Consider the following 24,692-nt stretch of genomic DNA (forward strand, 5'->3'; position numbering starts at 1 on the left):
AAGGGGATCGCGGGCGTGGCGGGCATCCCGCTGCGCTGAGCGGTCGGGGGCGGCCGACGAATCGGCCACCGCCGCAGACCCGGGGCACCGGGCCTGCGGCGGTGGGCCGATCAGAAGTCGTCGTCGAAGGCGACCGAGCCCTCGACCGCCACCTGGTACGCGGACGGGCGGCGCTCGAAGAAGTTCGTCAGCTCCTGGACGTTCTGCAGCTCCATGAAGGAGAACGGGTTCTCCGAGCCGTAGCGCGCGGGCAGGCCCAGCCGCCGCAGCCGCTGGTCGGCCACGCACTGCAGGTACTCGCGCATCGAGTCGGTGTTCATGCCCGGCAGGCCGTCACCGCACAGGTCGCGGGCGAACTGCAGCTCCGCCTCCACGGCCTCCTCCAGCATCGCCGTGACCTGCTTGCCCATGTCCTCGTCGAAGAGGTCCGGCTCCTCCTCGCGGACGGTGTCCACGACGGAGAACGCGAAGTCCATGTGCATCGACTCGTCGCGGAACACCCAGTTGGTGCCGGTGGCCAGGCCGTGGAGCAGACCGCGGGAGCGGAACCAGTACACGTAGGCGAACGCGCCGTAGAAGAACAGGCCCTCGATGCACGCGGCGAAGCAGATCAGGTTGAGCAGGAAGCGGCGCCGGTCCTCCTTCGTGCGCAGCCGGTCGATCTCCTCCACCGAGTCCATCCAGCGGAAGCAGAACTGGGCCTTCTCACGGATGGAGGGGATGTTCTCGACCGCGGCGAAGGCGGCCACCCGGTCGTCGTGGTCGGGGAGGTAGGTGTCCAGCAGCGTCAGATAGAACTGGACGTGCACGGCCTCCTCGAAGAGCTGGCGCGACAGATACAGCCGCGCCTCGGGGGAGTTGATGTGCTTGTAGAGCGTGAGGACCAGGTTGTTGGCCACGATCGAGTCGCCGGTCGCGAAGAAGGCGACCAGGCGTCCGATCATGTGCTGCTCGCCCGGCGACAGCTTGGCGAGGTCGGCCACGTCGGAGTGGAGGTCGACCTCCTCCACGGTCCAGGTGTTCTTGATGGCGTCCCGGTAGCGCTCGTAGAAGTCCGGGTAGCGCATCGGGCGCAGTGTCAGCTCGAAGCCCGGGTCGAGGAGGTTCTTCCCCCGCGCGGTGTTCGGGTCGGTCGGGGTGGTCATTACTGGCAGGCCTCGCAGGACTCGGGGTTTTCCAGGGAGCAGGCGACGGCCTCGTCGGCGGCGGCCGCCTGCTGGGCTGGGATGGGGGCGCTCGTGGCGGTGGCGGCGCGCGCGGACTGGGCGATCCGCGTCGCCGGACGGGACCGGAGGTAGTACGTCGTCTTCAGGCCCTTCTTCCACGCGTAGGCGTACATCGAGCTGAGCTTGCCGATGGTGGGGGAGGCCATGAAGAGGTTCAGCGACTGGCTCTGGTCGAGGTAGGGCGTACGGGCCGCGGCCATGTCGATCAGCGCGCGCTGCGGGATCTCCCACGCCGTGCGGTACAGGCGGCGTACGTCCTCAGGGATCCATCCCAGGTCCTGCACCGAGCCGTTGGACTCGCGCAGCGCCTCACGGGTCTGGCCGTCCCACACCCCGAGCCGCTTCAGCTCGGCGACCAGGTAGGAGTTGACCTGGAGGAACTCTCCGGAGAGCGTCTCGCGCTTGAAGAGGTTCGACACCTGCGGCTCGATGCACTCGTACACGCCCGCGATCGAGGCGATCGTGGCCGTCGGCGCGATGGCCAGGAGCAGCGAATTGCGCATGCCCGTACGGGAGATGCGGGCGCGCAGCTCCTCCCACCGCTCGCCCCACTGCGTCTCCACGCCGAAGTGGTCGGGGTGCAGGACGCCGCGGGCGGCGCGGGTGGAGGACCAGGCCGGGTGCGGGCCGTGGCGCTCGGCGAGGTCGCACGACGCCTCGTACGCGGCCAGCATGATGCGCTCGGCGATCCGGGTGGAGAGCCCCGCGGCCTCGGGCGAGTCGAAGGCCAGGCCCAGCCGGAAGAAGACGTCCTGAAGGCCCATCACGCCGAGGCCCACCGGACGCCAGCGCTGGTTGGAGGTCGCGGCCTGGGTGGTCGGGTAGAAGTTGATGTCCACGACCCGGTCGAGGAAGGTCACGGCGGTACGGACGGTGGCGTCCAGCCGCTCCCAGTCCATCGAGCCGTCCTCGCCCAGGTGGGCGGCGAGGTTGACCGAGCCCAGGTTGCAGACGGCGGTCTCGCCGTCGTCGGTGACCTCCAGGATCTCCGTGCAGAGGTTGGAGGAGTGGACGACGCGGCCGGGCTCGGCGGTCTGGTTGGCCGTGCGGTTGGCGGCGTCCTTGAACGTCATCCAGCCGTTCCCGGTCTGCGCGAGGGTGCGCATCATCCGGGAGTAGATCTGGCGGGCCGGGAGCTGCTTGACGTAGCGGCCCTCGGCCTCGGCCTTGCGGTACGCGGCGTCGAACTCCTCACCCCAGAGGTCCACCAGTTCCGGCACCTCGGAGGGGGAGAACAGCGACCACGGCCGGTCCGCCTCGACGCGGCGCATGAACTCGTCCGGGATCCAGTGCGCCAGGTTGAGGTTGTGCGTACGGCGGGCGTCCTCACCGGTGTTGTCGCGCAGTTCGAGGAACTCCTCGATGTCCGCGTGCCAGGACTCCAGGTAGACACAGGCCGCGCCCTTGCGCCGGCCGCCCTGGTTGACCGCGGCCACGGAGGCGTCGAGGGTGCGCAGGAACGGCACGATGCCGTTGGAGTGCCCGTTGGTGCCGCGGATCAGTGAACCGCGGGACCGGATACGGCTGTACGGCAGCCCGATGCCGCCCGCGTGCTTGGAGAGCCGGGCGACCTGGTGGTAGCGGTCGTAGATCGAGTCCAGTTCGTCCAGCGGGGAGTCCAGCAGATAGCAGGAGGACATCTGCGGGTGACGGGTGCCGGAGTTGAAGAGGGTGGGCGAGCTGGGGAGGTAGTCCAGCCGGCTCATCAGGCCGTAGAGCGCGGCGACCTCGCCGATGGCGCGCTCGGAGCCGTCCTCCGCCAGACCGCAGGCCACGCGCAGCATGAAGTGCTGCGGGGTCTCGATGACCTGACGGGTGATGGGGTGGCGCAGCAGATAGCGGCTGTGCAGGGTGCGCAGGCCGAAGTAGCCGAACCGGTCGTCGGCGCCTTCCGCCAGCGCGGCGTCGACGAGGGCGTCGAGCCGGGCGGCGTGGTCGCGGACGAACTCCGCGGTCCCGTCGGCGATCAGGCCCTCGCGGTGGCCGGTGGCGACCGACGCCGAGAAGGAGACGGCGCCCTGGCCCGCTGCCTCGTCCGCGATGGCCCGCGTGAGCAGCCGCGCCGCGAGCCGGGAGTACTCGGGGTCCTCGGAGATGAGACCGGCCGCCGCCTCGGTGGCCAGCTCCCGCAACTCGGCCTCGTCCGAACCCGCGTGACGGCCCCGCAGGGCGGCCGTCGTGACGCGGCCGGCGTCGGTCGCGGGCAGGTCGGCGGTGAGGTCGGTCAGGGTGCGCAGCAGCGCGGCACCGAGGGCGTCGGCACCGTCCGCGGACGTGCCCCGGTCCACGGGCGCGGTGGTCACCGCGGCGGTGGCGGGCTCCGATACGGACTCGCGTGACGCAGGATCTGCGGGCGCGACGGTCACGTGGTTCTCCCTCGCTCGGCTGGGGGCCGCGAGGGCGGTCTGCCTGCGGGCGCACGCGAACCCACCCCCCGTCAGGGCGCAGCACAGCGCGACGTCCCGCAGGCCCAACCCACGAGGCCCGGACGTGTCGTGGCCCGGTTCGGTCGAGCCGGGCGTCACCGGCAGGTTTTCGGACTCGGACGGGCGCAGATGCCCCTATCCAGACCGTTGCGGGACAGTTCCGGATTCCCACCGGATTCCCCTGCTGCGGCAACGGGGACGAGCATACATCTAGTGGTGCCGTACGCATGCACCCCCACATGTTGTGTCGTGCGCTCAAAGGATCGCGGTGGTGGGCAGGTTGAGCGGAGGCCCGGCAGACCCGGGATCCAAGCCTGGAGCGGCCTGCGGGGCCCTGCGCGGACGTGCCGCGGCAGTGGCCGGATCCGGGTGCCCGGAGGGGCTGCGGGACGGCGGAGAGGGCCGGTGAGACTTCTCACTCCGGGGGCGCCGCGCAACTCCTCGGCGCGCCGCGATACTTCGCGCCCCGGTCCCGACCACGCGCCCGGACCGTCGCCCGCGCCCGGCGGTTCACGCCGTTTCCTGTCCCAAGTCCCGTGTGAACACCCACAGCGGGTCGAGGTCCCGTACGGGCGACCAGTCCCGCTCCGGTGCCCGTACGAACCCCAGCCGCTCGTACAGCCGGTGGGCCGCGGTCATCCGCTGGTGGCTGGAGAGCACCATGCTGTCCAGGCCCTGTTCCCGGGCGAGGTCGAGGCAGGCCCGTACGAGCCGGTCGGCCGCCCCTCGCCGCCGCGCGGCCGGAGCGACGGCGAGCATGCGGAACTCGCCCTCGCCGGGCCGGGCCACGTTCGCGTACCGGCTGCCGGGTGTCACGAAGGCCACGCCGCCGAGCAGTTCACCGCTCCCGCCGTCCACCGCGACCAGCACCCGGGTGTGCCCCGCCCGGCCCCTGACGTCCCGCAGGTGCTCCAGATACGGGTCGGTGTCCCCGAAGTCGAGGAGCCCGTCCGTGAGATAGGCACGGGCCGTGATCTCCCCGAGGGGTTCGTACTCCTCCGCGCGGGCGGCTCGGATCACGACGTCCATGTACGTCAGTCTGCAGCAGTTCCGCGCCACCCGTCACCCGAGATTCGGTGACGCGAGAGCCGGCCCCCGTACGCGGGCGACCTGGACGTCCTCGGCCCCTGCCGCCGTTGAGCACGTACCCCGCTGCCGCGACCGCCCTTCCGGGGAGCCGCCATGACCGCCGCCCGGCCCCTCATGCTTCTCCTGAGGTTTCCCCAGCCACATCGGCGTCGAGGTCCAGCCGGCGCGTGATGCCGATACGGTCGAGGAACGCGAGGTCGTGGCTGACCACGATCAGCGAACCCCGGTAGCCGGCCAGGGCCTCGGCGAGCCGGCTGACGCTGTCCATGTCGAGATTGTTGGTGGGCTCGTCCAGCAGGAGGAGCTGAGGAGCGGGGTCCGCCAGCAGCAGCGCGGCCAGCGTCGCGCGGAAGAGCTCTCCTCCCGAGAGCGTTTCCACGAGCTGATCGGCGCGACCGCCCTTGAACAGGAAACGGGCCAGCTGGGCGCGGATCCGGTTTCCGGTGGCATGAGGGCTGAGATGCGCGATGTTGTCGACGATCGACCGCCGGCCGTCGAGCAGGTCCAGGCGCTGCGGCAGGTAGCGCAGCGGGACATGGACCGTGACGTCGCCTTCCGCGGGCGGGAGTTGCCCTGCGACGGTGCGCAGGAGTGTGGTCTTGCCTGTGCCGTTGCGGCCGGTGAGCGCGATGCGCTCGGGCCCGTGGACGCGCAGGTCGTCAACCCTGCGGCCGGTGCGCAGGCGGGTGTGCTCGATGGTGAGGACGGTGCGGTGGGGCGGGACGGCGGTGCCGGGCAGGTCGATGCGGATGGCGTCGTCGTCGCGGAGCCGGTGCTCGGCCGCGTCCAGGCGGTCCTGGGCGTCGGCCAGGCGCTGGTCGTGGACGGCCTGCTGCTTGCCGCGCGATACCTGGGCGGCGCGCTTCATGGTCTGGGCAGAGGTCTTGTCCAGGCGGTTGTCGGCGTACATCTGCTTGCCGTAGCGGGCGCTGCGGGCCTGCCGGGTGTGCGCGGCGGCCAGGTCACGGCGCTGCCGGGCGAGGTCGGCGCGGGCGGTGACGTGGGCCCGCTCGGCGGCTTCCTGCTCGGTGGCGATGGCGGTCTCGTACGCGGTCAGGTTGCCGCCGAAGGTGCGCACGGCGCCGGCGCGCAGCTCGGCGATCTGGTCGACACGCTCCAGCAGTTCGCGGTCGTGGGTCACGACGATCACGGCGCCCCGGTACTCGGTGACGGCGTCGTAGAGGCGGTGGCGGGCAGGGCGGTCGAGGTTGTTGGTCGGCTCGTCCAGCAGCAGGACGCCGGGGCGGGCCAGCAGAAGGGCCGCCAGGCGCAGCAGGACGGCTTCACCGCCGGAGATCTCGCCGACGGTGCGGTCCAGTCCGATGTGGCCCAGGCCCAGGCGGTCCAGGGCGGCCTCGGTGAGTTCCTCCACGTCCCACCGGTCACCCAGGGCGGTGAAGTGGTCCTCATCGGTGTCCCCGGCTTCGATCGCGTGCAGGGCGGCGCGGGCCGAGGCCACGCCCAGCACCTCGTCCACACGCAGGGCAGGGGCGAGGGTGAGGTCCTGGGGCAGGTAGCCGGGATCGCCGGCGACGTGCACGGAGCCCGAGGAGGGAACGAGCCGCCCGGCGATCAGCCGCAGAAGGGTGGATTTCCCGCTGCCGTTGCGCCCGATGAGGCCGGTACGGCCTTCACCGGCTGCCCAGGAAAGGCCGTCCAGGACCGGCGTGCCGTCCGGCCAGGCGAACGACAGCCCGGTGCACAGGACGGGTGCGGTGGCGCGGATGCTCATATCGGGTGTCTCCCGTGGACGTACTGGTGAAGGGGGCCGGCATGTGGAGACACCGCACCCGCGGAGAACCGCGGATTTCGTGAAGTAAGGCGCCGGACCGGGCATGACGTGCCGGGTCTGCAGGCAGCTCGCTTCCGAGGTCGCACTCATGGGCGCCACGTCTCGGGCGCACGGTGTCTCAGACCTCAGACGAGCACTGGCCTCTCCCGACGGCGACAACAGATACGTATCGACGGTACGCGACCCCCGCACGCGGCACCATCAGGTTTCGCCGGCAGCCGTCCCGAACCGCTCACCCGGCCGCGACGGACACGGCAGCGGGCCGCCGCCCCCTGACGGGGGCGGCGGCCCGCGCACCGGCGGGACCGCCGGTCAGCCTGTGCTCAGCAGCAGCGGAAGCCGTCCCTGGGGTCGGCCTCCCGCGCGTCGGTGCGCTGCCGCTCGAACTCCCTGCGGCTGAGCACCTCCGCCTCCGGATCGTGCGACCGGGCGTGTGCGACGTACCGGTCGTACGTCGCCTCGCCCGACGCCTCGCGCCAGAACCAGCGGATCCGCGCAGCCGCCCTGCGGATACCGGCCGCGGTGCTCATGGCCGGGGCTCCGGCGTACGGTCGGTGCCCTCCGCGTCGCCGTCCCCGGCACCGACTCCGGCCGCGACCAGCTCCGCCTTCTCCTCCTTGGTGGCGAACAGCCCGGCGGGTGCGACGAGCGTCGACTTCTCGTACGGCACCTCCTGCAGCTGCGCGCTCTCGGGGTTGCGGATCGCCTTGTAGCAGACCCGTGCCGCGTCGAGGATCACCACGATGATCAGCAGCGCGAACAGGGCGGCGAGCACACCGTCGACCGTGGCGTTGGTGACGATGGTGTGCATGTCGTCCATGTTCTTGGCGGGCGGCAGGACCTTGCCCGCGTCGATGGCGTCCTGATTGACGCTCACCTGCTTGAAGAAGCCGATCTTGGGGTCGTCCGAGAAGACCTTCTGCCAGCTCGCGGTGAGCGTGACCGCCACGTCCCACGCCAGTGGAACGGCCGTCACCCAGGCCCACTTGAGGCGTCCGGACTTGATCAGCAGCGTGGTGCAGACGGCCAGCGCGACCGCCGCGAGGAGCTGGTTGGCGATGCCGAAGAGCGGGAAGAGCTGGTTGATGCCGCCGAGCGGGTCGTGGACGCCGACCCACAGGAAGTAGCCCCAGCCGCCGACGACGACGGCGCTGGCGATCCAGACACCCGGCTTCCAGCTCACCTGGCGGAAGGGCTTGTAGACGTTGCCCAGCATGTCCTGGAGCATGAAGCGCCCGACCCGGGTGCCCGCGTCCACCGTGGTGAGGATGAACAGCGCCTCGAACATGATCGCGAAGTGGTACCAGAACGCCTTCAGGCCCGCGCCGCCCACGACCGAGGAGAAGATCTCCGACATGCCGAGGGCGAAGGTCGGGGCACCGCCCGTACGGGACAGCAGGCTCGCCTCGTCCACCGACTTGGCCGCCGCGGCCAGTTCCTCGGGCGAGATGGTGAATCCGAACCCGGCGACGGCCTGCGAGGCGGACTCGACCGTCGAACCGATCACGCCGGCAGGCGAGTTGACCGCGAAGAACAGACCCGGATCGATGATGCAGGCCGTGATCATCGCCATCACGGCGACGAAGGACTCGGTCAGCATGGCGCCGTAGCCGACCATCCGGACCTGCGTCTCCTTCTGGATCATCTTCGGGGTGGTGCCCGAGGAGACCAGGGCGTGGAAGCCGGAGAGCGCGCCGCACGCGATGGTGATGAAGACGAACGGGAAGAGCGACCCGGCGAAGACCGGGCCGGCCCCGCTGGAGGCGAACGGCGTGACCGCCTCCATCTTCATCGTCGGCAGGGCGATGATGACGCCGAGCGCGAGCAGGGCGATGGTGCCGACCTTCATGAAGGTCGAGAGGTAGTCACGCGGGGCCAGCAGCATCCACACCGGCAGGACCGAGGCCACGAAGCCGTAGATGACCATCCAGACGACCAGCGCGCCCGGCGAGAGCGTGAAGAAGTCGGCGAGTGAGGACTCGGCGACCCAGCCGCCCGCGACGATGGCGAGGAGCAGCAGCGCGACACCGATCACGGAGACCTCGGTGACCCTTCCCGGCCGCAGCACCCGCAGGTAGAAGCCCATGAACAGGGCGATCGGAATGGTCATGCCGATGGAGAAGACACCCCACGGCGAGTGGGCCAGGGCGTTGACGATCACCAGCGCCAGCACGGCCAGCAGAATGATCATGATCGCGAAGACCGCGACCAGGGCGGCGGCACCGCCGAACGGGCCGATCTCGTCCCGCGCCATCTGGCCCAGCGAGCGGCCGTTGCGGCGCATGGAGAAGAACAGCGTGACCATGTCCTGCACGGCACCGGCGAAGATCACGCCGACGATGATCCAGATCGTGCCGGGCAGGTAGCCCATCTGTGCCGCGAGGACCGGACCGACCAGCGGGCCCGCACCCGCCACCGCGGCGAAGTGGTGACCGAACAGCACGCGCCGGTCGGTGGGGTGGAAGTCGACACCGTTGTCGAGTCGTTCCGCCGGCGTGGCCCGGGTCTTGTCGACCTTCAGGACCTTCCGGGTGATGAAGCGAGCGTAGAAGCGGTACGCGATGGCGTACGAGCCGAGCGCCGCCGCCACCATCCACGCCGCCGAGATCTCTTCGCCCCGGGAGAGCGCCAGCACGGCCCAGCCGGACGCACCGACCAGGGCGACGACCGACCAGAGGGCTATGGCCTGCGGGGAGAGTCTGCGCTGGGGTGCCTGCGGTGGTGCTGCTGGATCTGGCATGGCAACGTTCTCCGTCCCTCCGGCGACTCATGTGCAACGCGCAGGAAATCTAAGCCCGGAGAGAGGGAACCGTCACCACCCGTCCTCATACCGGAACGGATACGTTTGCTGAACCCACTGGTCACGGGCGTACGGCGGGGGGTGGTTGATCAGTTGTGCGGACGCTTGAGGCGGGCCACGAACTTGTACCGGTCGCCTCGGTAGACCGACCGCACCCACTCCACGGGCCGCCCTTCCGCGTCGAGCGAGTGCCGCGACAGCATCAGCATCGGCAGGCCCACGTCCGTGCCGAGCAGACCGGCTTCGCGCGGTGTGGCCAGCGAGGTCTCGATGGTCTCCTCGGCCTCGGCGAGGCGGACGTCGTAGACCTCGGCGAGCGCCGTGTAGAGCGAGGTGTACTTCACCAGGCTGCGGCGCAGTGCCGGGAAGCGCTTGGCCGAGAGATGGGTGGTCTCGATGGCCATCGGTTCGCCGTTGGCGAGCCGCAGCCGCTCGATGCGCAGCACGCGTCCGCCGGGCGCGATGTCGAGCAGGCCCGCGAGGCGGTCGTCGGCGGTGACGTAGCCGATGTCCAGGAGCTGGGAGGCCGGTTCGAGGCCCTGGGCCTTCATGTCCTCGGTGTACGAGGTCAGTTGGAGGGCCTGGGAGACCTTGGGCTTGGCGACGAACGTGCCCTTGCCCTGGATCCGCTCCAGCCGGCCTTCGACGACGAGTTCCTGCAGGGCCTGGCGGACCGTGGTGCGCGAGGTGTCGAACTCGGCGGCCAGCGTCCGCTCCGGGGGGACGGGCGTGCCGGGCGGCAGGGTCTCGGTCATGTCGAGCAAGTGGCGCTTGAGCCGGTAGTACTTGGGCACGCGGGCGCTGCGTGCGGGCACGGCGCCGTTGGTGCCGTTGCTCCCGGCGTTCTCCCCGTCCGTCTCCATGGCCAGCCTTCCCGGGTGCGCTCCTGCTGCCGTCACCGGCTCCTCCGTCCTCAGCGGCTCACATCGTGGCACGGCCCCGGCCTCAGGCGGCCATTCGGCTCAGGTGTCGGTCCGGTAACGGAGCCGACAGCGACTCTTATACACCCTTGACACCCCCTAAAGGTCTAGGCCAAGCTCTCGAGCACTGGTCTAAACCATTAAAGACCACGTCCCCGAGCCACACACGGTGCGCGCCCGTAACGAGTCGATCTCGGCTCGGCGGCCTCAAGGGGGTGGGGGAGTCCGGCATCCCTTGAAGGAGGGTGGCGTGAGACGCAAACTCATCGCGGCTGTTGGCGTCGCGGCATTGGTCACCGGAGCGGCGGCCTGCGGGTCCGGGGACTCCGCGGCATCGAAGAACCCCAAGGAGCGCGACGAGACGCTGACCGTCTGGCTGATGGTCGACGCGCAGAGCACCTGGCCCGAACTGGTCAAGGACGTCAACGCGCAGTTCAAGAAGAAGTACCCGAAGGTCACGGTCAAGGTGCAGTACCAGCAGTGGGCCGACAAGGCCAAGAAGCTGGACACCGCCCTCGGCGGCGACAAGTTCCCGGACGTGGTCGAACTCGGCAACACCGAGACGATGACGTACATCCTGGGCGGGGCCCTCGCCGAGATCGACCCAAAGAAGTACGACAACTCCGACACCTGGATCCAGGGCCTCAAGGACACCTGCGCGTTCGAGGGCAAGCAGTACTGCGTCCCGTACTACGCGGGGGCGCGGGTCGCCGTCTACAACGCGGAGATGTTCCGGAAGGCCACCGGCTCGGACACGCTCCCGCAGAGCGAGGACGCCCTGCTGAAGGCCGCCGACAAGGTCCGGGACGCGTACGGGGCGAAGGACAAGCGCTTCTCCTCCCTCTACCTGCCCGGCCGTTACTGGTACGCCGCGATGTCCTACGTCGCCGCCTACGGCGGCCGCATCGCCGAGTACGACGAGGGCTCCGAGGAGTGGAAGGCCACGCTCTCCACCCCCGAGGCACAGCAGGGCATCGCCCATTTCATCGACCTGGTCAAGCGGTACAACAAGGGTGACCAGACCAAGGACGAGCAGGACCACGCCAATGTGATGGCCAACGAGAAGGCCGCCCTCCTCTACGGCAACGGCTGGGAGGCCGGCAGCGTCATCGACGGCAAGGCCAACGGCAACCCGAAGCTCAAGGGCAAGATCAGGACGGCGGGGATGCCCGGCCCGAACGGCAAGGCCCTGCCGTCCTTCATCGGCGGCTCCGACCTCGCCGTGGTCTCCAAGTCCCAGGTGCAGGACCTCGGCGAAGAGTGGATCTCCCTGTTCACCAGTGAGAAGTCGCAGGAGGTCCTGGCCTCCAAGGACATCCTCCCCAACAACACCCGGCAACTGGAGCCGCTGAAGCGGAAGGCGTCCACCGCGCCGATCGCGAACGCCGTTCCGGACGCCTGGTTCACCCCGATCGCCCCCGGCTGGACGGCCATCGAGAAGGAGGAGGTCCTCGAGGTCATGCTGCTCGACATCCTCAAGGGCTCCTCGGTGGCCGACGCCACGAAGAAGGCCGACCGGAAGATCAACGAGCTGATCAACCAGGGGTCTTGAGCATCCCCGCCGTCCCTCGTGCCGTCCCTGGCGGCGGGTGAGGGCCCGTGCCCCGGGCCCTCACCCGTCCCGCCCCTCCCGTGCAGACGACGAACGGAAGGCCAGCACCGTGACTGCCGCCGACACACGAGCCACGGGTTCCCCGCCGGGCACGGCCCGGGCCTCCGCAGCCCCGGAGCACCGCCGGTCCGCGACCCCTACCTCCGCCGGGACCCGTACGCCTTCCGCACCCCGTACGGTCTCCGGGATCCGGAAGCTGTACGGGAGCGGGGGGCCGTACGGGAGCGGTCCCGGTGCGGGCAGAGAGCCGCGCCGCCGCGGACGGGCGGGCGCCGCGCTCCCGTATCTGCTGATCGCCCCGGCGATCGTGGCGATCGGCGCGGTCTTCGCCTTCCCCCTCGTCAAGACCGTGATCATGTCTTTCCAGGACATGGGCCGCCGGGAACTGTGGACCGGGGACGCCCCGCCGTGGGTGGGGTTCGACCAGTTCACGCGCATCCTCGGCGACGCCGAGTTCTGGACGGTCACCGGCCGCACGGTGCTCTTCATGGCCGTCTGTGTCGCCCTCACCATGGGACTCGGGCTGCTGGGCGCGCTGCTGATGCAACGTCTGTCGGCCTGGGTGCGGCTGCTGCTGACCGGCGCGCTCGTCGCGGCCTGGTCGATGCCGCTGCTGGTGGCGACCTCCATCTTCCGCTGGCTGGCCGACTCCGACTACGGCCTCGTCAACACGCTCATCGACGCGCTGCCCGGGGTCGAATTCCTCGGTCACAACTGGTTCCTCGACCCCTGGCAGGGATTCACGATCATCGTGGCGCTGGTGGTCTGGGGCGCCCTCCCCTTCGTCTCGATCACGCTGTACGCGGCGCTCACCCAGGTCCCCGCCGAACTCGAGGAGGCGGCCCAACTCGACGGTGCCGGCACCTTCGGAGTCCTCCGCTTCGTCACCTGGCCCGTCATCAGGCCCGTCTTCCAGATGGTCGCCACGCTCTCGGTCATCTGGGACTTCAACGTCTTCGGCCAGATCTTCCTGCTGCGCGGCAACAAGCCGGAGCCGGAGTACGAGACCCTCGGCCTCTACTCGTTCAGCAAGGCCTTCGAGTCCACCTCCTTCAGCCAGGGCACCGCGATCGCGCTGGTCACCGTGGGCCTGCTGTCCGGCGTGGCCGTCCACTACGTGCGCCGGCTCATGAAGTCAGGAGAGGTCGAGTGACCGCACCCGCCCCTGCCGCCCCCGCCGCGTCCGCGGCCCCCGCGCCCGCCGCCCCGCAGGTCCTGCGTCCGGACCGGAAGAAGCACCGGAGGGTCTACGACCTCCTCGGGCTCGGCGCGTTCGTCGTGATGGCCTTCCCCGTCTATTGGCTGGTGGTCAGCGCCGTCCGCCCCAACCACCAGATCCGCAGCTACGACCAGACGCTGTGGCCGTCCTCCTTCACGCTGGACAACTTCGCGCGGGCCGTCCGGCAGGAGAACTTCGCCACCGCGGTCCAGTCCAGCCTGATCATCTGCGTCACGGCGGTGGCCGGGGGAATGCTGATCGCCACGCTCGCCGCTTTCGCCGTCGGCCGCTTCCGGTTCAGGGGCCGCAAGGCCCTGCTGATCGTGCTGATCACGGTCCAGATGCTGCCGCCCACGGCGATGCTGATCCCCCTCTACATCCAGCTCAACGCGATGGGCGCGCTCAACGAGTACTGGGGCGTGATCATCGTCTACCTGGTCTCCACGCTGCCGTTCGCGGTCATCATGATCCGCGGCTTCGTCGTCAACATCCCGGTGGAGCTGGAGGAGGCCGCGATGGTCGACGGCTGCACCCGGATGGGAGCATTCGCTCGGGTGGTCCTCCCGCTGCTGGCCCCGGGACTCGCCGCGGCGTCGATCTTCGCCCTGGTCAACGCGTGGAACGAGTACCTCTTCGCGTACGTCCTGATGAACGACAACGACAAGTACACACTCAACGTGTGGCTGATGACCTTCACCACCGAGCGCGGTACCGACTACGGCGCGCTCATGGCCGCCTCCGTACTCATCGCCCTCCCGGTGGTGATCTTCTTCATGGTCATCCAGAAGAAGATGGCAGCGGGCCTCACCTCCGGCGCAGTGAAGGGATAACGGCACTCCATGACGACCCTCGCTCCAGGAACCAGCACCCTCGTCCGCGACGCCCTCGCCGTCCTCCAGCCGGGTTTCACCGGCACGCGCGCCCCCGACTGGGTGCTGCGGCGGCTCGGGGAAGGACTGGCCGCCGTGGGCCTGTTCGGCCGGAACATCGCCTCTCCGGACCAACTCGCCGACCTCACCGCGCAGTTGCGCGCCGAACGCGGGGACGTGCTCGTCGCCGTCGACGAGGAGGGCGGGGACGTCACCCGGCTGGAGGTCCGTACGGGCTCCTCCTTCCCCGGCAACCTCGCCCTCGGCGCCGTCGACGACACCGCGTTGACCCGGTCCGTGGCCCGTGAGCTGGGCCGGCGGCTGGCCGAGTGCGGCGTCAACCTCGACTGGGCGCCATCCGCTGACGTCAACTCCAATCCGGACAACCCCGTCATCGGCGTGCGTTCCTTCGGCGCGGAACCGGACCTCGTAGCCCGCCACACCGCGGCGTACATCGAGGGCCTCCAGTCCGCGGGGGTGGCTGCCTGCGCCAAGCACTTCCCCGGCCACGGCGACACCGACGTCGACTCCCACCACGACCTGCCGCGCGTCGCCGCGGACCTGCCCACCCTGCGCGACCGCGAGCTCGTACCGTTCCGCGCCGCCGTACGGGCCGGGGCCAAGGCCGTGATGAGCGCGCACATCCTGCTGCCCGCCCTGGACCCCGACCGGCCCGCCACCCTCAGCCCGGAGGTGCTGCACGGCCTGCTCCGCGCGCCCGCCCACGAGGGCGGTCTCGGCTTCGACGGCCTGATCGTCACCGACGGCATGGAGATGCGGGCCGTCTCGGCGGCCTACGGCCTCGAACACGGCAGCGTCCTGGCCGTCGCGGCCGGTGCGGACGCCATCTGCGTCGGCGGCGGTCTCGCGGACGAGGACACGGTGCTCCGGCTGCGCGACGCCCTCGTGAAGGCCGTACGGGAGGGGCGGCTCGCCGAGGAGCGGCTCGCGGACGCCGCCGCCCGGGTCCGCGCGCTGGCGGACTGGACGACCACGGCCGCGCCGGCTCGCGGTGCCGGGGTCGCCGCGGAGCCCGCGGTGGGTCTGGACGCCGCCCGACGGGCCCTGCGCGTCACGGGCGCGGGCCAGTACGACCCTGCCCGCGGGCCCGTGTTCGTCGCCGCGTTCACCCCCGTCGCGAACATCGCCGTCGGCGCCGAGACCCCGTGGGGCGTAGGGGCGGAGCTGGAGCGGATGCTGCCCGGCACCGGCACGGGCGCGTACGGCCGCCCGGAGCCGGGGGAGGAGGAGCCGTCCGCGCTGATCGCGCGTGTGCTGGCCGAGGCGGCGGACCGTAGGATCGTCGCTGTGGTCCGCGACGTCCACCGGCACCCCTGGATGGCCGGCGCACTGGCCTCCCTCGTCGCGGCCCGCCCGGACACGGTCGTGGTCGAGATGGGGGTCCCTCAGGCACCGCCGGCCGGAGCCCTGCACATCGCGACGCACGGCGCCGCCCGGGTCTGCGGCCTGGCCGCCGCGGAGGTCGTGACCGGCAAGGGCGCCGGGCACTGACGCCGACGGGCAGCGACACGACAGCCGACTGGAGGCACCCAGCATGTCCGCCACGACTCCGGCCCAGCCGAGTTCCCAGCCGGGCCGGATCATGTCCGGCGAGATGGCCGAGCAGCCCGCGGTGCTGCAGCGGATCCTGGACGAAGGGGCGCCGCGGATCCGGGAGATCGCGGAGCGGATCGCCGCCCGCAACCCGCGCTTCGTCCTGCTCACCGCCCGCGGCACGTCCGACAACGCGGCCCTGTACGCCAAGTACCTGCTGGAGGTGCAGCTCGGCAAGCCGTGCGGTCTGACGTCCATGTCCACCACCACCGCGTACGGCGCGACGCCGGACCTGACCGACGTGCTGGTCGTCACCGTCAGCCAGTCCGGGGGTTCACCGGACCTGGTGGCGTCCACCGAGGCAGCCCGCGCGGCCGGAGCGATCACCCTGGCGGTCACCAACAACGCCGACTCGGCGCTGGCCCAGGTGTCCGAGTTCCACATCGACGTCCTCGCCGGCCCGGAGAAGGCACTCCCGGCGACGAAGACGTACACGGCCGAACTCCTAGCCCTCTACCTCTTCGTGGAGGGGCTGCGCGGCGGCGAGGGCTCCGCGGCCAAGGTGCTGCCCGAACTCGCGCGCCAGATCCTGGACCGCAAGGACGAGGTCAGGGCGCTGGCCGGCCGGTACCGCTTCGCCGAGCGCATGGTCCTCACCTCCCGCGGCTACGGCTACCCGACCGCGAAGGAGGCCGCGCTGAAGCTGATGGAGACCAGCTACATCCCGGCGCTCTCGTACTCCGGCGCCGATCTGCTGCACGGACCGCTCGCCATGATCGACAACATCTCGCCTGTCATCGCCATCGTCACCGAGGGCAAGGGCGGCGAGGCCCTGCAGCCCGTCCTGGACCGGCTCAGCAGCCGCGGCGCGGATCTGGTCGTGATCGGCAGCCAGGAGAAGGTGGACCAGGCGACCGCGGGCTTCGCGCTCCCCACGGCGGGGGTGGCGGAGGAGGTCCAGCCGATCCTGGAGATCCTGCCACTGCAGATGCTGGCGTACGAGGTCACCATCGCGCGCGGGCAGGACCCGGACGCGCCGCGCGCCCTCGCGAAGGTCACCGAGACGCGGTAGGAGCCGTCCGGCGGACCACGGCGCCACCGGCCACGGGAGGCGCCACCGGCCCCGGAAACACCCGCGGGCCGCGGCGCCGGGACAGGACCCTCAACCTGTCCGGCACCGCAGCCCGGAGCTGACGCCGGCGGACCGGGCCGCGGGGTGTGCGGTTCCTCGCGGGGGCCGTACCGGCAACGAGGCCGCGGCGCAGTCAGGGCAGAGAGCACCGAGCCTCTTTCCACCCTCCTGTGCGGGGAGGATGGACGTTTTTACTGTTGCATTGTGGACTAGACCATTCTTGTCTGTCTATGAGTTGGCCCAGGATTCGCGCGAGATTCGCACGAGCGCAACACCGGTAGGCTCGCACACGTGCCCTCCATGAACGACCTCGTCCGCCAGCACACCGCGCTCACCGAGTCCGACCTCGAGTGGCTGCACCTGCTGGTCTCGGAGTGGCAACTGCTCTCCGACCTCTCCTTCGCCGACCTGGTGCTGTGGGTGCCCACCCTTGACGGCACCCGCTACGTCTCCGTCGCGCAGATGCGGCCCAACACCGGCCCCACCTCCTATCAGGACGACATGGTGGGCCATCTCGTTCCCCGCGGCCGGCGCCCGATGCTGGACACCGCTGTCGACGAGGGCCGGATCGTGCGCGAGGGCGACCCGGAGTGGCGCGAAGAGGTCCCCGTCCGGGTCGAGTCCATCCCCGTACGCCGGGAGAGCCGGGTCCTCGGGGTGATCGCACGCAACACCAATCTGCTGACCGTACGGACCCCCAGCCGGCTCGAACTCACCTATCTCCAGAGCGCGTCGGACCTCGCCCAGATGATCGCAGCGGGCTCGTTCCCCTTCCCGGGGCAGCAGGTCGACATGGACGCCTCGCCGCGCGTCGGGGACGGCCTGATCCGCCTGGACGCCGAGGGCATCGTCCAGTACGCCAGCCCCAACGCCCTCTCCGCGTACCACCGGCTGGGGCTCGCCGCCGATCTCGTCGGCTGCCATCTGGGCCAGACCACCGCCGAACTGGCCCCGTCCCGCGGGCCTGTGGACGAGGCCCTGGTGAAGCTCGCGAGCGGCTGGGCACCGCGTGAGACCGAGGTGGAGGGCAACGGCGGCGTCATCCAGCTCCGCGCCATCCCGCTCAAGCCCAAGGGCACCCGCATCGGCTCGCTCGTCCTCCTCCGCGACGTGACCGAACTGCGCCGCCGCGAGCGCGAGTTGATCACCAAGGACGCCACCATCCGGGAGATCCACCACCGGGTGAAGAACAACCTCCAGACCGTGGCGGCCCTGCTGCGGCTGCAGGCGCGGCGGATGGACTCCGACCAGGGCCGGGAGGCGCTGGAGGAGGCCGTGCGCCGGGTCGGCTCGATCGCCATCGTCCACGAGACGCTGTCCCAGAACCTGGACGAGCGCGTGGAGTTCGACGACATCGCGGACCGGGTGCTGGCCATGGTGGCGGAGATCTCACCGGGCCGGGTCGCCGGCCGCCGTACGGGCCGCTTCGGCATTCTCGACGCCGAGGTCGCCACCCCGCTGTCCATGGTGCTCACCGAAATTCTGCAGAATGCCCTGGAACACGGCTTCGGGCCGGGGGAGTCCGGCACGGTCGAGGTGTCGGCCGTCCGCGGCGGGACCCGCACGGAGGGGCGGCTCCTGGTGACGGTCCAGGACGACGGGCGCGGGCTGCCCGAGGGCTTCAGCGCGAAGGAGCAGGGCAATCTGGGCCTGCAGATCGTACGGACCCTGGTGGAGGGGGAGTTGGGCGGGACGTTCGACATGGTGCCCGCGCCCGAGCGTGGCACGCGTGTCGTCCTGGACATCCCGGTCGGGGCGGGGAAGCGCTGAACGGGGTCAACGCGGAGGGAACGCAGGACCGATCCAGGACTGCTGATCGAGGACCGATCCAGGACTGGCTGTGCGGGGCAGGCCCCCTCGGTGCCCCGAACGGGGGCGATTCGAAGCGGACTTGACCGCTCCGCACGCCAGTGCTCCGCGGGGCCTCCGCCGATGTGGCATCGCACACAGCAAGAAGCCCCGGACCGATCGGTCCGGGGCTCAGTGCGTGCTGCGCGCTGCGACTCGGGGGGCGGGAGGTGCGCACACGCCGTACGCGCCGCCCTGGCACAGGGGCTTGCTGTCAGGCGCTGGCGTTGCGCGCCCGGTTGCGAGCGGCGCGGCGCTTCATCGCGCGGCGCTCGTCCTCGCTGAGGCCACCCCACACGCCGGAGTCCTGGCCGGACTCCAGCGCCCACTGCAGGCACTGCTCCATCACGGGGCAGCGACGGCAGACGGCCTTGGCTTCCTCGATCTGCAGCAGCGCAGGACCGGTGTTGCCGATGGGGAAGAAGAGCTCGGGGTCTTCCTCGCGGCAAACGGCGCGGTGACGCCAGTCCATGGCTGCTCCATCTCCTTGTATTACCAGCTGATTGCTTGTGAATGTGAACGCTTTCACGAATCCCTACACAAGGGAAGGGGCCGTCTTCCAGTTACCTGGTGCGGTCCCAGGGGGAGTGAGGGGGATTCGGGCTCTCAAGGGGGCCGCCTTGCGGGGCCGTCCCGATCGCCATGAAGAGACTCGCAAACCTCGGCGGCGGATACAACCCCTTCTGGAAAGTTTTTTTTGATTCCTTGGTGTCGCCTCGGTCACAGCCGTACTTCCGAGGGGTGGAAGCTGGCCTAAACGTTCGAGTGGAAGGACTTTTGCCTCTTCCGCTCACACAATCACACGCAGTGCACGGCGTACGCCTGTGAACGTCACGCTCGTACGCAGTCCCAGGTGGTCACCGTCCATCTGAAATGGCAGCGGCGCCTGCGAATGCAAGGTGAAGTCCGTCAGATCGTGGAGCGAGACGGCGTGCTTGCCGCGGGGGCCGCGCTCGGGCGACGACATCAGGAGCTGGACGGCATAACGGCTGACCGCGGCGGTGGAGAGACGGCTCAGTCCGAGCACGTCGAGGGCGGTGTCGAAGGACGCGGCGGGGGCCGCGTACACCGGGCGATTGCCCAGGTAGGTCCAGGGCGCGGTGTTGCAGACTATGGACAGCACAAGATCGTGAACGGGTTCCGCGCCGTCGCGTTCCAGCGTGATCGTTCCGTGGGTGCGATGGGGTTCGCCGATGAACTGCCGTAGGACTTGGCGCACATAAAGGGAATGTGTGGAACGGCGGCCGCGCTCGCGATGCTGTTCGACACGTCCCACAACTCCGGCGTCGAATCCGAATCCCGCGCAAAAGGTGAACCAGCGGGCAGGCACTTCGGCATCGCCGGTTCCGGGAGTTCCGGACGCGAGGCCCAGTCCCACGGTCCGTTCGGAGCGCCGGTGGAGAGCGTCCAGCAGGGCGCCGGTCGCCTCGATCGCGTCGTTCGGCAGCCCGAGGGCGCGCGCGAACACATTGGTGGAGCCGCCCGGCACCACCGCGAGCCCCGGCAGTGATTCGGGCGCGGGGCCGTGATGCAGCAGCCCGTTGACGACCTCGTTGACGGTGCCGTCGCCGCCGAGCGCGACGACGAGTTCGGTCTCGCCGCCCTCGGCCGCCTGCCGTGCCAGGTCCCGGGCGTGGCCCCGGTACTCCGTCATCGCGACATCGAGTTTGAGATCACTCGCCAGCGCGTGGATCAGGACGTCCCGGGTGCGTCCACTGGTGGTGGTTGCCGCCGGATTGACCACGAGGAGCGCGCGCATGCGCAGCAGACTACCCACCCCGTGGTACCAGGCCCAGCCCGGGAAAAGATCACATCTGCCGCGGGCTACCCTGCTGGGGTGAGCAGCGAGCAGAAGCAGGCCCCCGACGAGGCCCCCACCGGCCCCCGCCCGGCACGGCTGACGGCCGCCGCGGCGCTGGCGGCGGTGGAGGGCGTGGCCCTCGCCGCGTTCGGCGCCTACCTGCTCGTCATGGGACTGCTCGGCGACCCGGACAGCCCGCAGCAGGCGGAGATGGGCGGGCTCACCCTGCTCGCGCTCGGAGCGCTGCCGCTGGCCGCCGCCCGCGGGCTCCGCTTGCGGCGCCGCTGGAGCCGGGGGCCGGCGCTGATCGTCCAGATCATGGCCGTACCCGTGGCGTGGACGCTGATCAGCACGGGCGGAGCGATGATCGCTGCGGGGGTCGCCCTCGCCGCCGTCGCCGTGGCCGTCCTGGTGCTGCTGGTGAACCCCACGGCGACCGAGGCGCTGGGGATCGCGCCCCGCGACGCCTGAGCCTCTTCCTGACGCACGATCTCGTTCGTCCCCGCGTGCGACGCCCCTGACGCCTCTTCTCGCATCGGCGTCCGAGTCCGCTCCTCATGCCTCGGGCCCGGCTCCCGTCCCGCTGTGGCGGGATCGGGGGCGCCGGGCCCGTAGCGGTGCGTGCAGCCGTCGCGGTGTGCGGGCGCCACGCGACCGCACACGCGAGACCTACTCCTCGACCAGGAGCCGGTCGCGCAGCTGGGCCAGAGTGCGGGCCAGCAGCCGCGACACGTGCATCTGCGAGATGCCGACCTCCGCCGCGATCTGCGACTGGGTCATGTTCCCGAAGAAGCGCAGCAGGAGGATCTTCTTCTCCCGCGGCGGCAGTTCCTCCAGGAGCGGCTTGAGCGACTCCCGGTACTCCACGCCCTCCAGGGCGTCGTCCTCGGCGCCCAGGGTGTCGGCGACGGCCGGCGACTCGTCGTCGGTGTCCGGTACGTCCAGTGACAGCGTGCTGTAGGCGTTGGCGGACTCCAGGCCCTCCAGTACCTCCTCCTCCGAGATGCCGAGGTGCTCGGCCAGCTCGTGGACCGTGGGCGACCGCCCGTGACGCTGCGACAGCTCCGCCGTCGCGGTCGTCAGCGAGAGCCGCAGCTCCTGGAGCCGGCGCGGCACGCGCACCGCCCAGCCCTTGTCGCGGAAGTGCCGCTTGATCTCGCCGACCACCGTCGGGGTCGCGTACGTGGAGAACTCCACGCCGCGGTCCGGGTCGAACCGGTCCACCGACTTGATCAGACCGATCGTGGCGACCTGGGTCAGGTCGTCCAGCGGCTCTCCGCGGTTGCGGAACCGGCGGGCCAGATGCTCGACCAGTGGCAGGTGCATCCGCACCAGGTGGTTGCGCAGCTCGGCACGCTCCGGAGACCCGTCGGGCAGCTCGCGCAGCTCGATGAACATGGCGCGGGCGCCGCTGCGGTCGTGCGGATCCGGGAGCTGGCCGTGCTCGTGCTCGTAGGCATGCTCCGGCTCCGGCCGGCGGTGCTCGTGCTCGCGCTGCTCGCCCGGGTGCTTCTCGCGCTGGTGCTGGTCCATGTGGTCCGCCCGCTCTGCCTGCGGCTGCTCGGGAATGGCCGTGCCCGGCGCAACCCGCGAGACATGCCTCTCGTCATGCATCGGCCTGCCCGTCCCGTCCGTCACGGCTGTCCGGGACCCGCGCCGCGCTTCTTGTGCAGGCTGATGCTGACGGTGCGGTCCTCGGCGACCGTCGACTCGACCTCACCGGCCAGTGCGGAGAGCACCGTCCAGGCGAAGGTGTCGCGCTCGGGCGCTCTGCCGTCCGTGGTCGGCGCCGACACGGTGACCCGCAGCGCGTCGCCCACCAGGCGGAAGACGCAACTGAGCACGGATCCCGGCACCGCTTGCTGGAGCAGGATCGCGCACGCCTCGTCGACCGCGATGCGCAGATCCTCGATTTCGTCGAGGGTGAAGTCCAAGCGCGCTGCAAGACCGGCCGTGGCCGTACGCAGCACCGAAAGGTAGGCACCCGCAGCCGGCAGCCGGACTTCCACGAAGTCCTGGGTCCCGGGCTCGCCTGCGATCTGGGACACCCTCACCTCCAAGGTGGCACAAGCTCGTTGAGCTGGTATGAACGCCGTCTCGCACCCCGCTCGGAAGCGGGGACGGGCCGACGCGGCACATGGTTCGGCTGCGACGCTATCGCGATCCGCGGGTCAAGGTCCCACGGACCGGGGTGCGTCACTCATTGTAAGTCTGCGGGTACGGACAGTGGCTAGAGGGTCGGCGGACCCAATTCAAAGAGATGCAACTCCGGTTGGAGCGGCGTCCGGTCAGATGATCGTCTGGTCCAGGAAGCACCATCGCCAGCTCTCGCCCGGCTCGTAGGACCGCATCACCGGGTGCCCCGTGTCCTCGAAGTGCCGCGTCGCGTGCCGCGCGGGCGACGAGTCACAGCATCCCACGTGACCGCACTGCAGACACAGGCGCAGATGGACGTAGTCGCTGCCGTCCGCCCGGCAGTCCAGGCAGGTCTCGCCGACCGCCGTCGGCTCGGGGCGCGGCAGTCCGGGAACATGGGGGCACTCGCTCATGATGGCCAAGGTTAAAACCTCCGCGAGCGGAACGCGGAGGCCCGGCCTTGCCGTACGGCGACGGGCTGTGACGGACAAGGACGGAACGGGTATCGATGGACGCAACTCCGCTTCTGCTGCTGGTCGCCGCGAGCGCGGCCGTCGCGGGCGCCGCCCGCCGCACCCCCGTACCGCCCCCGCTGGTGCTGGTCGCCGTCGGACTCGCCGCGAGCTTCCTGCCCGGAGTGCCGGACTACACGCTCGACCCGGACATCGTGCTGCCGCTGGTGCTGCCCCCGCTGCTCCACGTGGCGGCGCTCGACAGCTCGTATCTCGACCTGCGCGCCCAGGTGCGCCACGTCCTGCTGCTGTCGGTGGGGTACGTGCTCTTCTCGACGGTGGTCGTCGGCTGGGTCGTCCACACCATGGTGCCCGGGCTGTCCCTGACGGCCGCGCTCGTGCTGGGCGCGATCGTCGCCCCGCCGGACGCCGTCGCGGCCACCGCCGTCGCCCGCAGGATCGGGCTCCCGGCCAAGATCACGACGATCCTCAAGGGCGAGTCCCTCTTCAACGACGCCACCTCGATCACCGCGTACAAGGTCGCGCTCGCCGCGACGGTGGGCGCGGGGGCGACGTGGGCGGGCGGGCTGGCCGAGTTCGCGGTCGCGGCCGTCGGCGGCGTGGGGGTCGGCCTGGTGCTCATGGGGCCGCTGCAGTGGCTGCGGACGCGGCTGCGCGACCCGCTGCTGCTCAACACGGTGTCGCTGCTCATCCCGTTCGTGGCGTACGCGGTGGCGGAGGAGGTGCACGCCTCGGGTGTGCTCGCGGTCGTGGTGGTCGGCCTCTACCTCGGGCACCGCGCCTGGCAGGTCGACTTCGCGACCCGCCTCCAGGAGGCGGCGGTGTGGCGGATGGCCGCGTTCCTGCTGGAGTCGTCGGTGTTCGCGCTCATCGGGCTCCAGCTGCGGGTCGTGCTGGGCGATGTCGGCGACTACGGCGCGGGCGAGGTCGCGGTCTACGCGGCCGTGGTGTTCCTCGCGGTCGTCGCCGGGCGCTTCGCCTGGGTCTACGTCACGGTGTACCTGCCGGGGGTGCGCGATCCGGGCGGGACCCCGCCGTGGACGTACCCGTTCGTGGTGTCCTGGACCGGCATGCGGGGCGTGGTCTCGCTGGCGATCGCCTTCGCGATCCCCCTGACGGTCGACGACGGAGACCCTTTCCCCGGCCGGAACCTGCTGCTGTTCCTGACGTTCACGACCGTGATCGGGACGCTCGTGGTGCAGGGCCTCACCCTCACGCCTCTGATCCGGGTCCTGGGGCTGCCGGGCCGCGACAGCTACCAGGAGACGCTGGCGGAGGCGCAGGCGCAGAACGAGGCGTCGCGCGCCGCGGAGCAGCGGCTCGAGGAACTCCTCGCCGATCCGCGCAACACGCTGCCGCAGCCCTTGGTGAACCGGTTGCGCTCGGTGCTGGAGCGGCGCAGGAACGCGGTCTGGGAGCGGCTCGGCACCGTCAACGAGACGACGGGGGAGTCGGCCGACGAGACGTACCGGCGGCTGACACGGGAGGTCATCGCCACCGAACGGGAGTCGTTCGTACGGCAGCGGGACGAGCGGCGGATCGACGACGAGATGCTGCGGACGCTGCTGCGCCGGCTGGACCTGGAGGAGGCGGCGGCGCTCTACCAGGAGGACGCGGCGCAGTGAGGGCTGTCCTCCGCTCGCGAGTCCGGGAGGAACCGGGGCGGTCGTACGGACGGAGGCGGTCGTGCGGGCCGGGCCGCGCGGGGTGCCGGGCCGCGGCGGTCGTACGGGCCGGGGCGGTCGCACGGACGGAGGCGGTCGTACGCGCGACCGGGAGGGCAACGGCAGGAGGA

General features: G+C 70.6%; 20 protein-coding genes and 1 riboswitch. Of the genes, 8 read left to right on the plus strand and 12 right to left on the minus strand.

Annotated features, from left to right (window positions below):
• Positions 1-110 precede the first annotated feature (110 nt).
• The 7 genes from ABZ822_RS03100 to ABZ822_RS03130 form a co-directional block, all read right to left on the minus strand.
• Positions 111-1,145 (minus strand): ribonucleotide-diphosphate reductase subunit beta, encoded by a 1,035-nt coding sequence (locus tag ABZ822_RS03100; RefSeq protein ID WP_360846134.1) that lies wholly within the window; start codon positions 1,143-1,145, stop codon positions 111-113.
• Entirely contained in the window at positions 1,145-3,592 is a 2,448-nt protein-coding gene (locus ABZ822_RS03105; protein WP_360846136.1) for a ribonucleoside-diphosphate reductase subunit alpha, read from the minus strand. Before ABZ822_RS03105 ends, ABZ822_RS03100 begins: the two co-directional genes overlap by 1 nt.
• Before the next feature lie 142 nt (positions 3,593-3,734).
• Positions 3,735-3,865: riboswitch (cobalamin riboswitch) on the minus strand.
• Between the two features lie 297 nt (positions 3,866-4,162).
• A complete protein-coding gene (locus ABZ822_RS03110) occupies positions 4,163-4,681 on the minus strand; it encodes a GNAT family N-acetyltransferase (RefSeq protein WP_360846138.1) in 519 nt (172 codons plus the stop codon).
• Between the two features lie 172 nt (positions 4,682-4,853).
• The gene (locus ABZ822_RS03115) at positions 4,854-6,473 is read right to left on the minus strand and encodes an ATP-binding cassette domain-containing protein (protein WP_360846140.1); all 1,620 of its coding nucleotides are present in this window, start codon (positions 6,471-6,473) and stop codon (positions 4,854-4,856) included.
• A 383-nt stretch (positions 6,474-6,856) separates the two neighbouring features.
• On the minus strand, positions 6,857-7,063 hold the full coding sequence (locus ABZ822_RS03120; protein ID WP_360846142.1) for a YbdD/YjiX family protein: 207 nt from the start codon (positions 7,061-7,063) through the stop codon (positions 6,857-6,859).
• On the minus strand, positions 7,060-9,273 hold the full coding sequence (locus ABZ822_RS03125; RefSeq protein WP_360846144.1) for a carbon starvation CstA family protein: 2,214 nt from the start codon (positions 9,271-9,273) through the stop codon (positions 7,060-7,062). The genes ABZ822_RS03120 and ABZ822_RS03125 overlap by 4 nt, the downstream gene beginning before the upstream one ends.
• 149 nt (positions 9,274-9,422) lie before the next feature.
• Complete coding sequence (locus ABZ822_RS03130; protein ID WP_360846991.1) at positions 9,423-10,196, minus strand: GntR family transcriptional regulator; 774 nt, start codon at positions 10,194-10,196, stop codon at positions 9,423-9,425.
• A 307-nt stretch (positions 10,197-10,503) separates the two neighbouring features.
• Here ABZ822_RS03130 and ABZ822_RS03135 point away from each other — a divergent pair, with 307 nt between their 5' ends.
• From ABZ822_RS03135 to ABZ822_RS03160, 6 genes are all read left to right on the plus strand, one after another.
• On the plus strand, positions 10,504-11,805 hold the full coding sequence (locus tag ABZ822_RS03135; RefSeq protein WP_360846146.1) for a sugar ABC transporter substrate-binding protein: 1,302 nt from the start codon (positions 10,504-10,506) through the stop codon (positions 11,803-11,805).
• 256 nt (positions 11,806-12,061) lie between these two features.
• Positions 12,062-13,018 (plus strand): sugar ABC transporter permease, encoded by a 957-nt coding sequence (locus ABZ822_RS03140; RefSeq protein WP_360846994.1) that lies wholly within the window; start codon positions 12,062-12,064, stop codon positions 13,016-13,018.
• On the plus strand, positions 13,015-13,914 hold the full coding sequence (locus ABZ822_RS03145; protein ID WP_360846148.1) for a carbohydrate ABC transporter permease: 900 nt from the start codon (positions 13,015-13,017) through the stop codon (positions 13,912-13,914). The genes ABZ822_RS03140 and ABZ822_RS03145 overlap by 4 nt, the downstream gene beginning before the upstream one ends.
• A 9-nt stretch (positions 13,915-13,923) precedes the next feature.
• Positions 13,924-15,465 (plus strand): glycoside hydrolase family 3 N-terminal domain-containing protein, encoded by a 1,542-nt coding sequence (locus ABZ822_RS03150; protein WP_360846150.1) that lies wholly within the window; start codon positions 13,924-13,926, stop codon positions 15,463-15,465.
• A 43-nt stretch (positions 15,466-15,508) separates the two neighbouring features.
• Positions 15,509-16,579, plus strand: coding sequence for an SIS domain-containing protein (locus ABZ822_RS03155; RefSeq protein ID WP_360846152.1), 1,071 nt, complete (start codon positions 15,509-15,511; stop codon positions 16,577-16,579).
• A gap of 360 nt (positions 16,580-16,939) precedes the next feature.
• Complete coding sequence (locus tag ABZ822_RS03160; RefSeq protein WP_360846997.1) at positions 16,940-18,409, plus strand: PAS domain-containing sensor histidine kinase; 1,470 nt, start codon at positions 16,940-16,942, stop codon at positions 18,407-18,409.
• A gap of 292 nt (positions 18,410-18,701) precedes the next feature.
• Here the strand turns inward: ABZ822_RS03160 and ABZ822_RS03165 are convergent, their stop codons facing one another.
• Positions 18,702-18,959, minus strand: a complete 258-nt coding sequence (locus ABZ822_RS03165; protein WP_003983230.1) for a WhiB family transcriptional regulator — start codon at positions 18,957-18,959, stop codon at positions 18,702-18,704.
• Between the two features lie 318 nt (positions 18,960-19,277).
• Positions 19,278-20,246 carry a diacylglycerol kinase family protein gene (locus ABZ822_RS03170; RefSeq protein ID WP_360846154.1) on the minus strand — a complete coding sequence of 323 codons (969 nt, stop codon included), beginning with the start codon at positions 20,244-20,246 and terminating at the stop codon, positions 19,278-19,280.
• A gap of 78 nt (positions 20,247-20,324) precedes the next feature.
• Between ABZ822_RS03170 and ABZ822_RS03175 the strand changes: the two genes are divergently transcribed.
• Positions 20,325-20,759, plus strand: a complete 435-nt coding sequence (locus ABZ822_RS03175) for a hypothetical protein (protein WP_360846156.1) — start codon at positions 20,325-20,327, stop codon at positions 20,757-20,759.
• Between the two features lie 198 nt (positions 20,760-20,957).
• Here the strand turns inward: ABZ822_RS03175 and ABZ822_RS03180 are convergent, their stop codons facing one another.
• The 3 genes from ABZ822_RS03180 to ABZ822_RS03190 all read right to left on the minus strand — a co-directional run bounded on the left by ABZ822_RS03180 (position 20,958) and on the right by ABZ822_RS03190 (position 22,837).
• Positions 20,958-21,902, minus strand: coding sequence for an RNA polymerase sigma factor SigF (locus tag ABZ822_RS03180; RefSeq protein ID WP_360846158.1), 945 nt, complete (start codon positions 21,900-21,902; stop codon positions 20,958-20,960).
• Between the two features lie 20 nt (positions 21,903-21,922).
• Complete coding sequence (locus ABZ822_RS03185) at positions 21,923-22,336, minus strand: anti-sigma regulatory factor (protein ID WP_360846160.1); 414 nt, start codon at positions 22,334-22,336, stop codon at positions 21,923-21,925.
• Between the two features lie 240 nt (positions 22,337-22,576).
• Complete coding sequence (locus ABZ822_RS03190; RefSeq protein ID WP_360846162.1) at positions 22,577-22,837, minus strand: UBP-type zinc finger domain-containing protein; 261 nt, start codon at positions 22,835-22,837, stop codon at positions 22,577-22,579.
• Between the two features lie 95 nt (positions 22,838-22,932).
• On the opposite strand from ABZ822_RS03190, the gene ABZ822_RS03195 reads away from it, so the two are divergent.
• Complete coding sequence (locus tag ABZ822_RS03195) at positions 22,933-24,522, plus strand: Na+/H+ antiporter (protein ID WP_360846164.1); 1,590 nt, start codon at positions 22,933-22,935, stop codon at positions 24,520-24,522.
• The last annotated feature ends 170 nt before the right edge of the window (positions 24,523-24,692 follow it).

The sequence above is a fragment of the Streptomyces sp. NPDC047108 genome, assembly GCF_040643575.1.
Taxonomy (GTDB): Bacteria; Actinomycetota; Actinomycetes; order Streptomycetales; family Streptomycetaceae; genus Streptomyces.

Bases quoted from the DNA above. Each gene is read 5' to 3' on its own strand.
- ABZ822_RS03100 (WP_360846134.1), bottom strand. From the start codon at position 1,145: ATGACCACCCCGACCGACCCGAACACCGCGCGGGGGAAGAACCTCCTC.
- ABZ822_RS03110 (WP_360846138.1), bottom strand. From the start codon at position 4,681: ATGGACGTCGTGATCCGAGCCGCCCGCGCGGAGGAGTACGAACCCCTC.
- ABZ822_RS03115 (WP_360846140.1), bottom strand. From the start codon at position 6,473: ATGAGCATCCGCGCCACCGCACCCGTCCTGTGCACCGGGCTGTCGTTC.
- ABZ822_RS03120 (WP_360846142.1), bottom strand. From the start codon at position 7,063: ATGAGCACCGCGGCCGGTATCCGCAGGGCGGCTGCGCGGATCCGCTGG.
- ABZ822_RS03125 (WP_360846144.1), bottom strand. From the start codon at position 9,273: ATGCCAGATCCAGCAGCACCACCGCAGGCACCCCAGCGCAGACTCTCC.
- ABZ822_RS03130 (WP_360846991.1), bottom strand. From the start codon at position 10,196: ATGGAGACGGACGGGGAGAACGCCGGGAGCAACGGCACCAACGGCGCC.
- ABZ822_RS03150 (WP_360846150.1), top strand. From the start codon at position 13,924: ATGACGACCCTCGCTCCAGGAACCAGCACCCTCGTCCGCGACGCCCTC.
- ABZ822_RS03155 (WP_360846152.1), top strand. From the start codon at position 15,509: ATGTCCGCCACGACTCCGGCCCAGCCGAGTTCCCAGCCGGGCCGGATC.
- ABZ822_RS03160 (WP_360846997.1), top strand. From the start codon at position 16,940: ATGAACGACCTCGTCCGCCAGCACACCGCGCTCACCGAGTCCGACCTC.
- ABZ822_RS03165 (WP_003983230.1), bottom strand. From the start codon at position 18,959: ATGGACTGGCGTCACCGCGCCGTTTGCCGCGAGGAAGACCCCGAGCTC.
- ABZ822_RS03170 (WP_360846154.1), bottom strand. From the start codon at position 20,246: ATGCGCGCGCTCCTCGTGGTCAATCCGGCGGCAACCACCACCAGTGGA.
- ABZ822_RS03180 (WP_360846158.1), bottom strand. From the start codon at position 21,902: ATGCATGACGAGAGGCATGTCTCGCGGGTTGCGCCGGGCACGGCCATT.
- ABZ822_RS03190 (WP_360846162.1), bottom strand. From the start codon at position 22,837: ATGAGCGAGTGCCCCCATGTTCCCGGACTGCCGCGCCCCGAGCCGACG.
- ABZ822_RS03195 (WP_360846164.1), top strand. From the start codon at position 22,933: ATGGACGCAACTCCGCTTCTGCTGCTGGTCGCCGCGAGCGCGGCCGTC.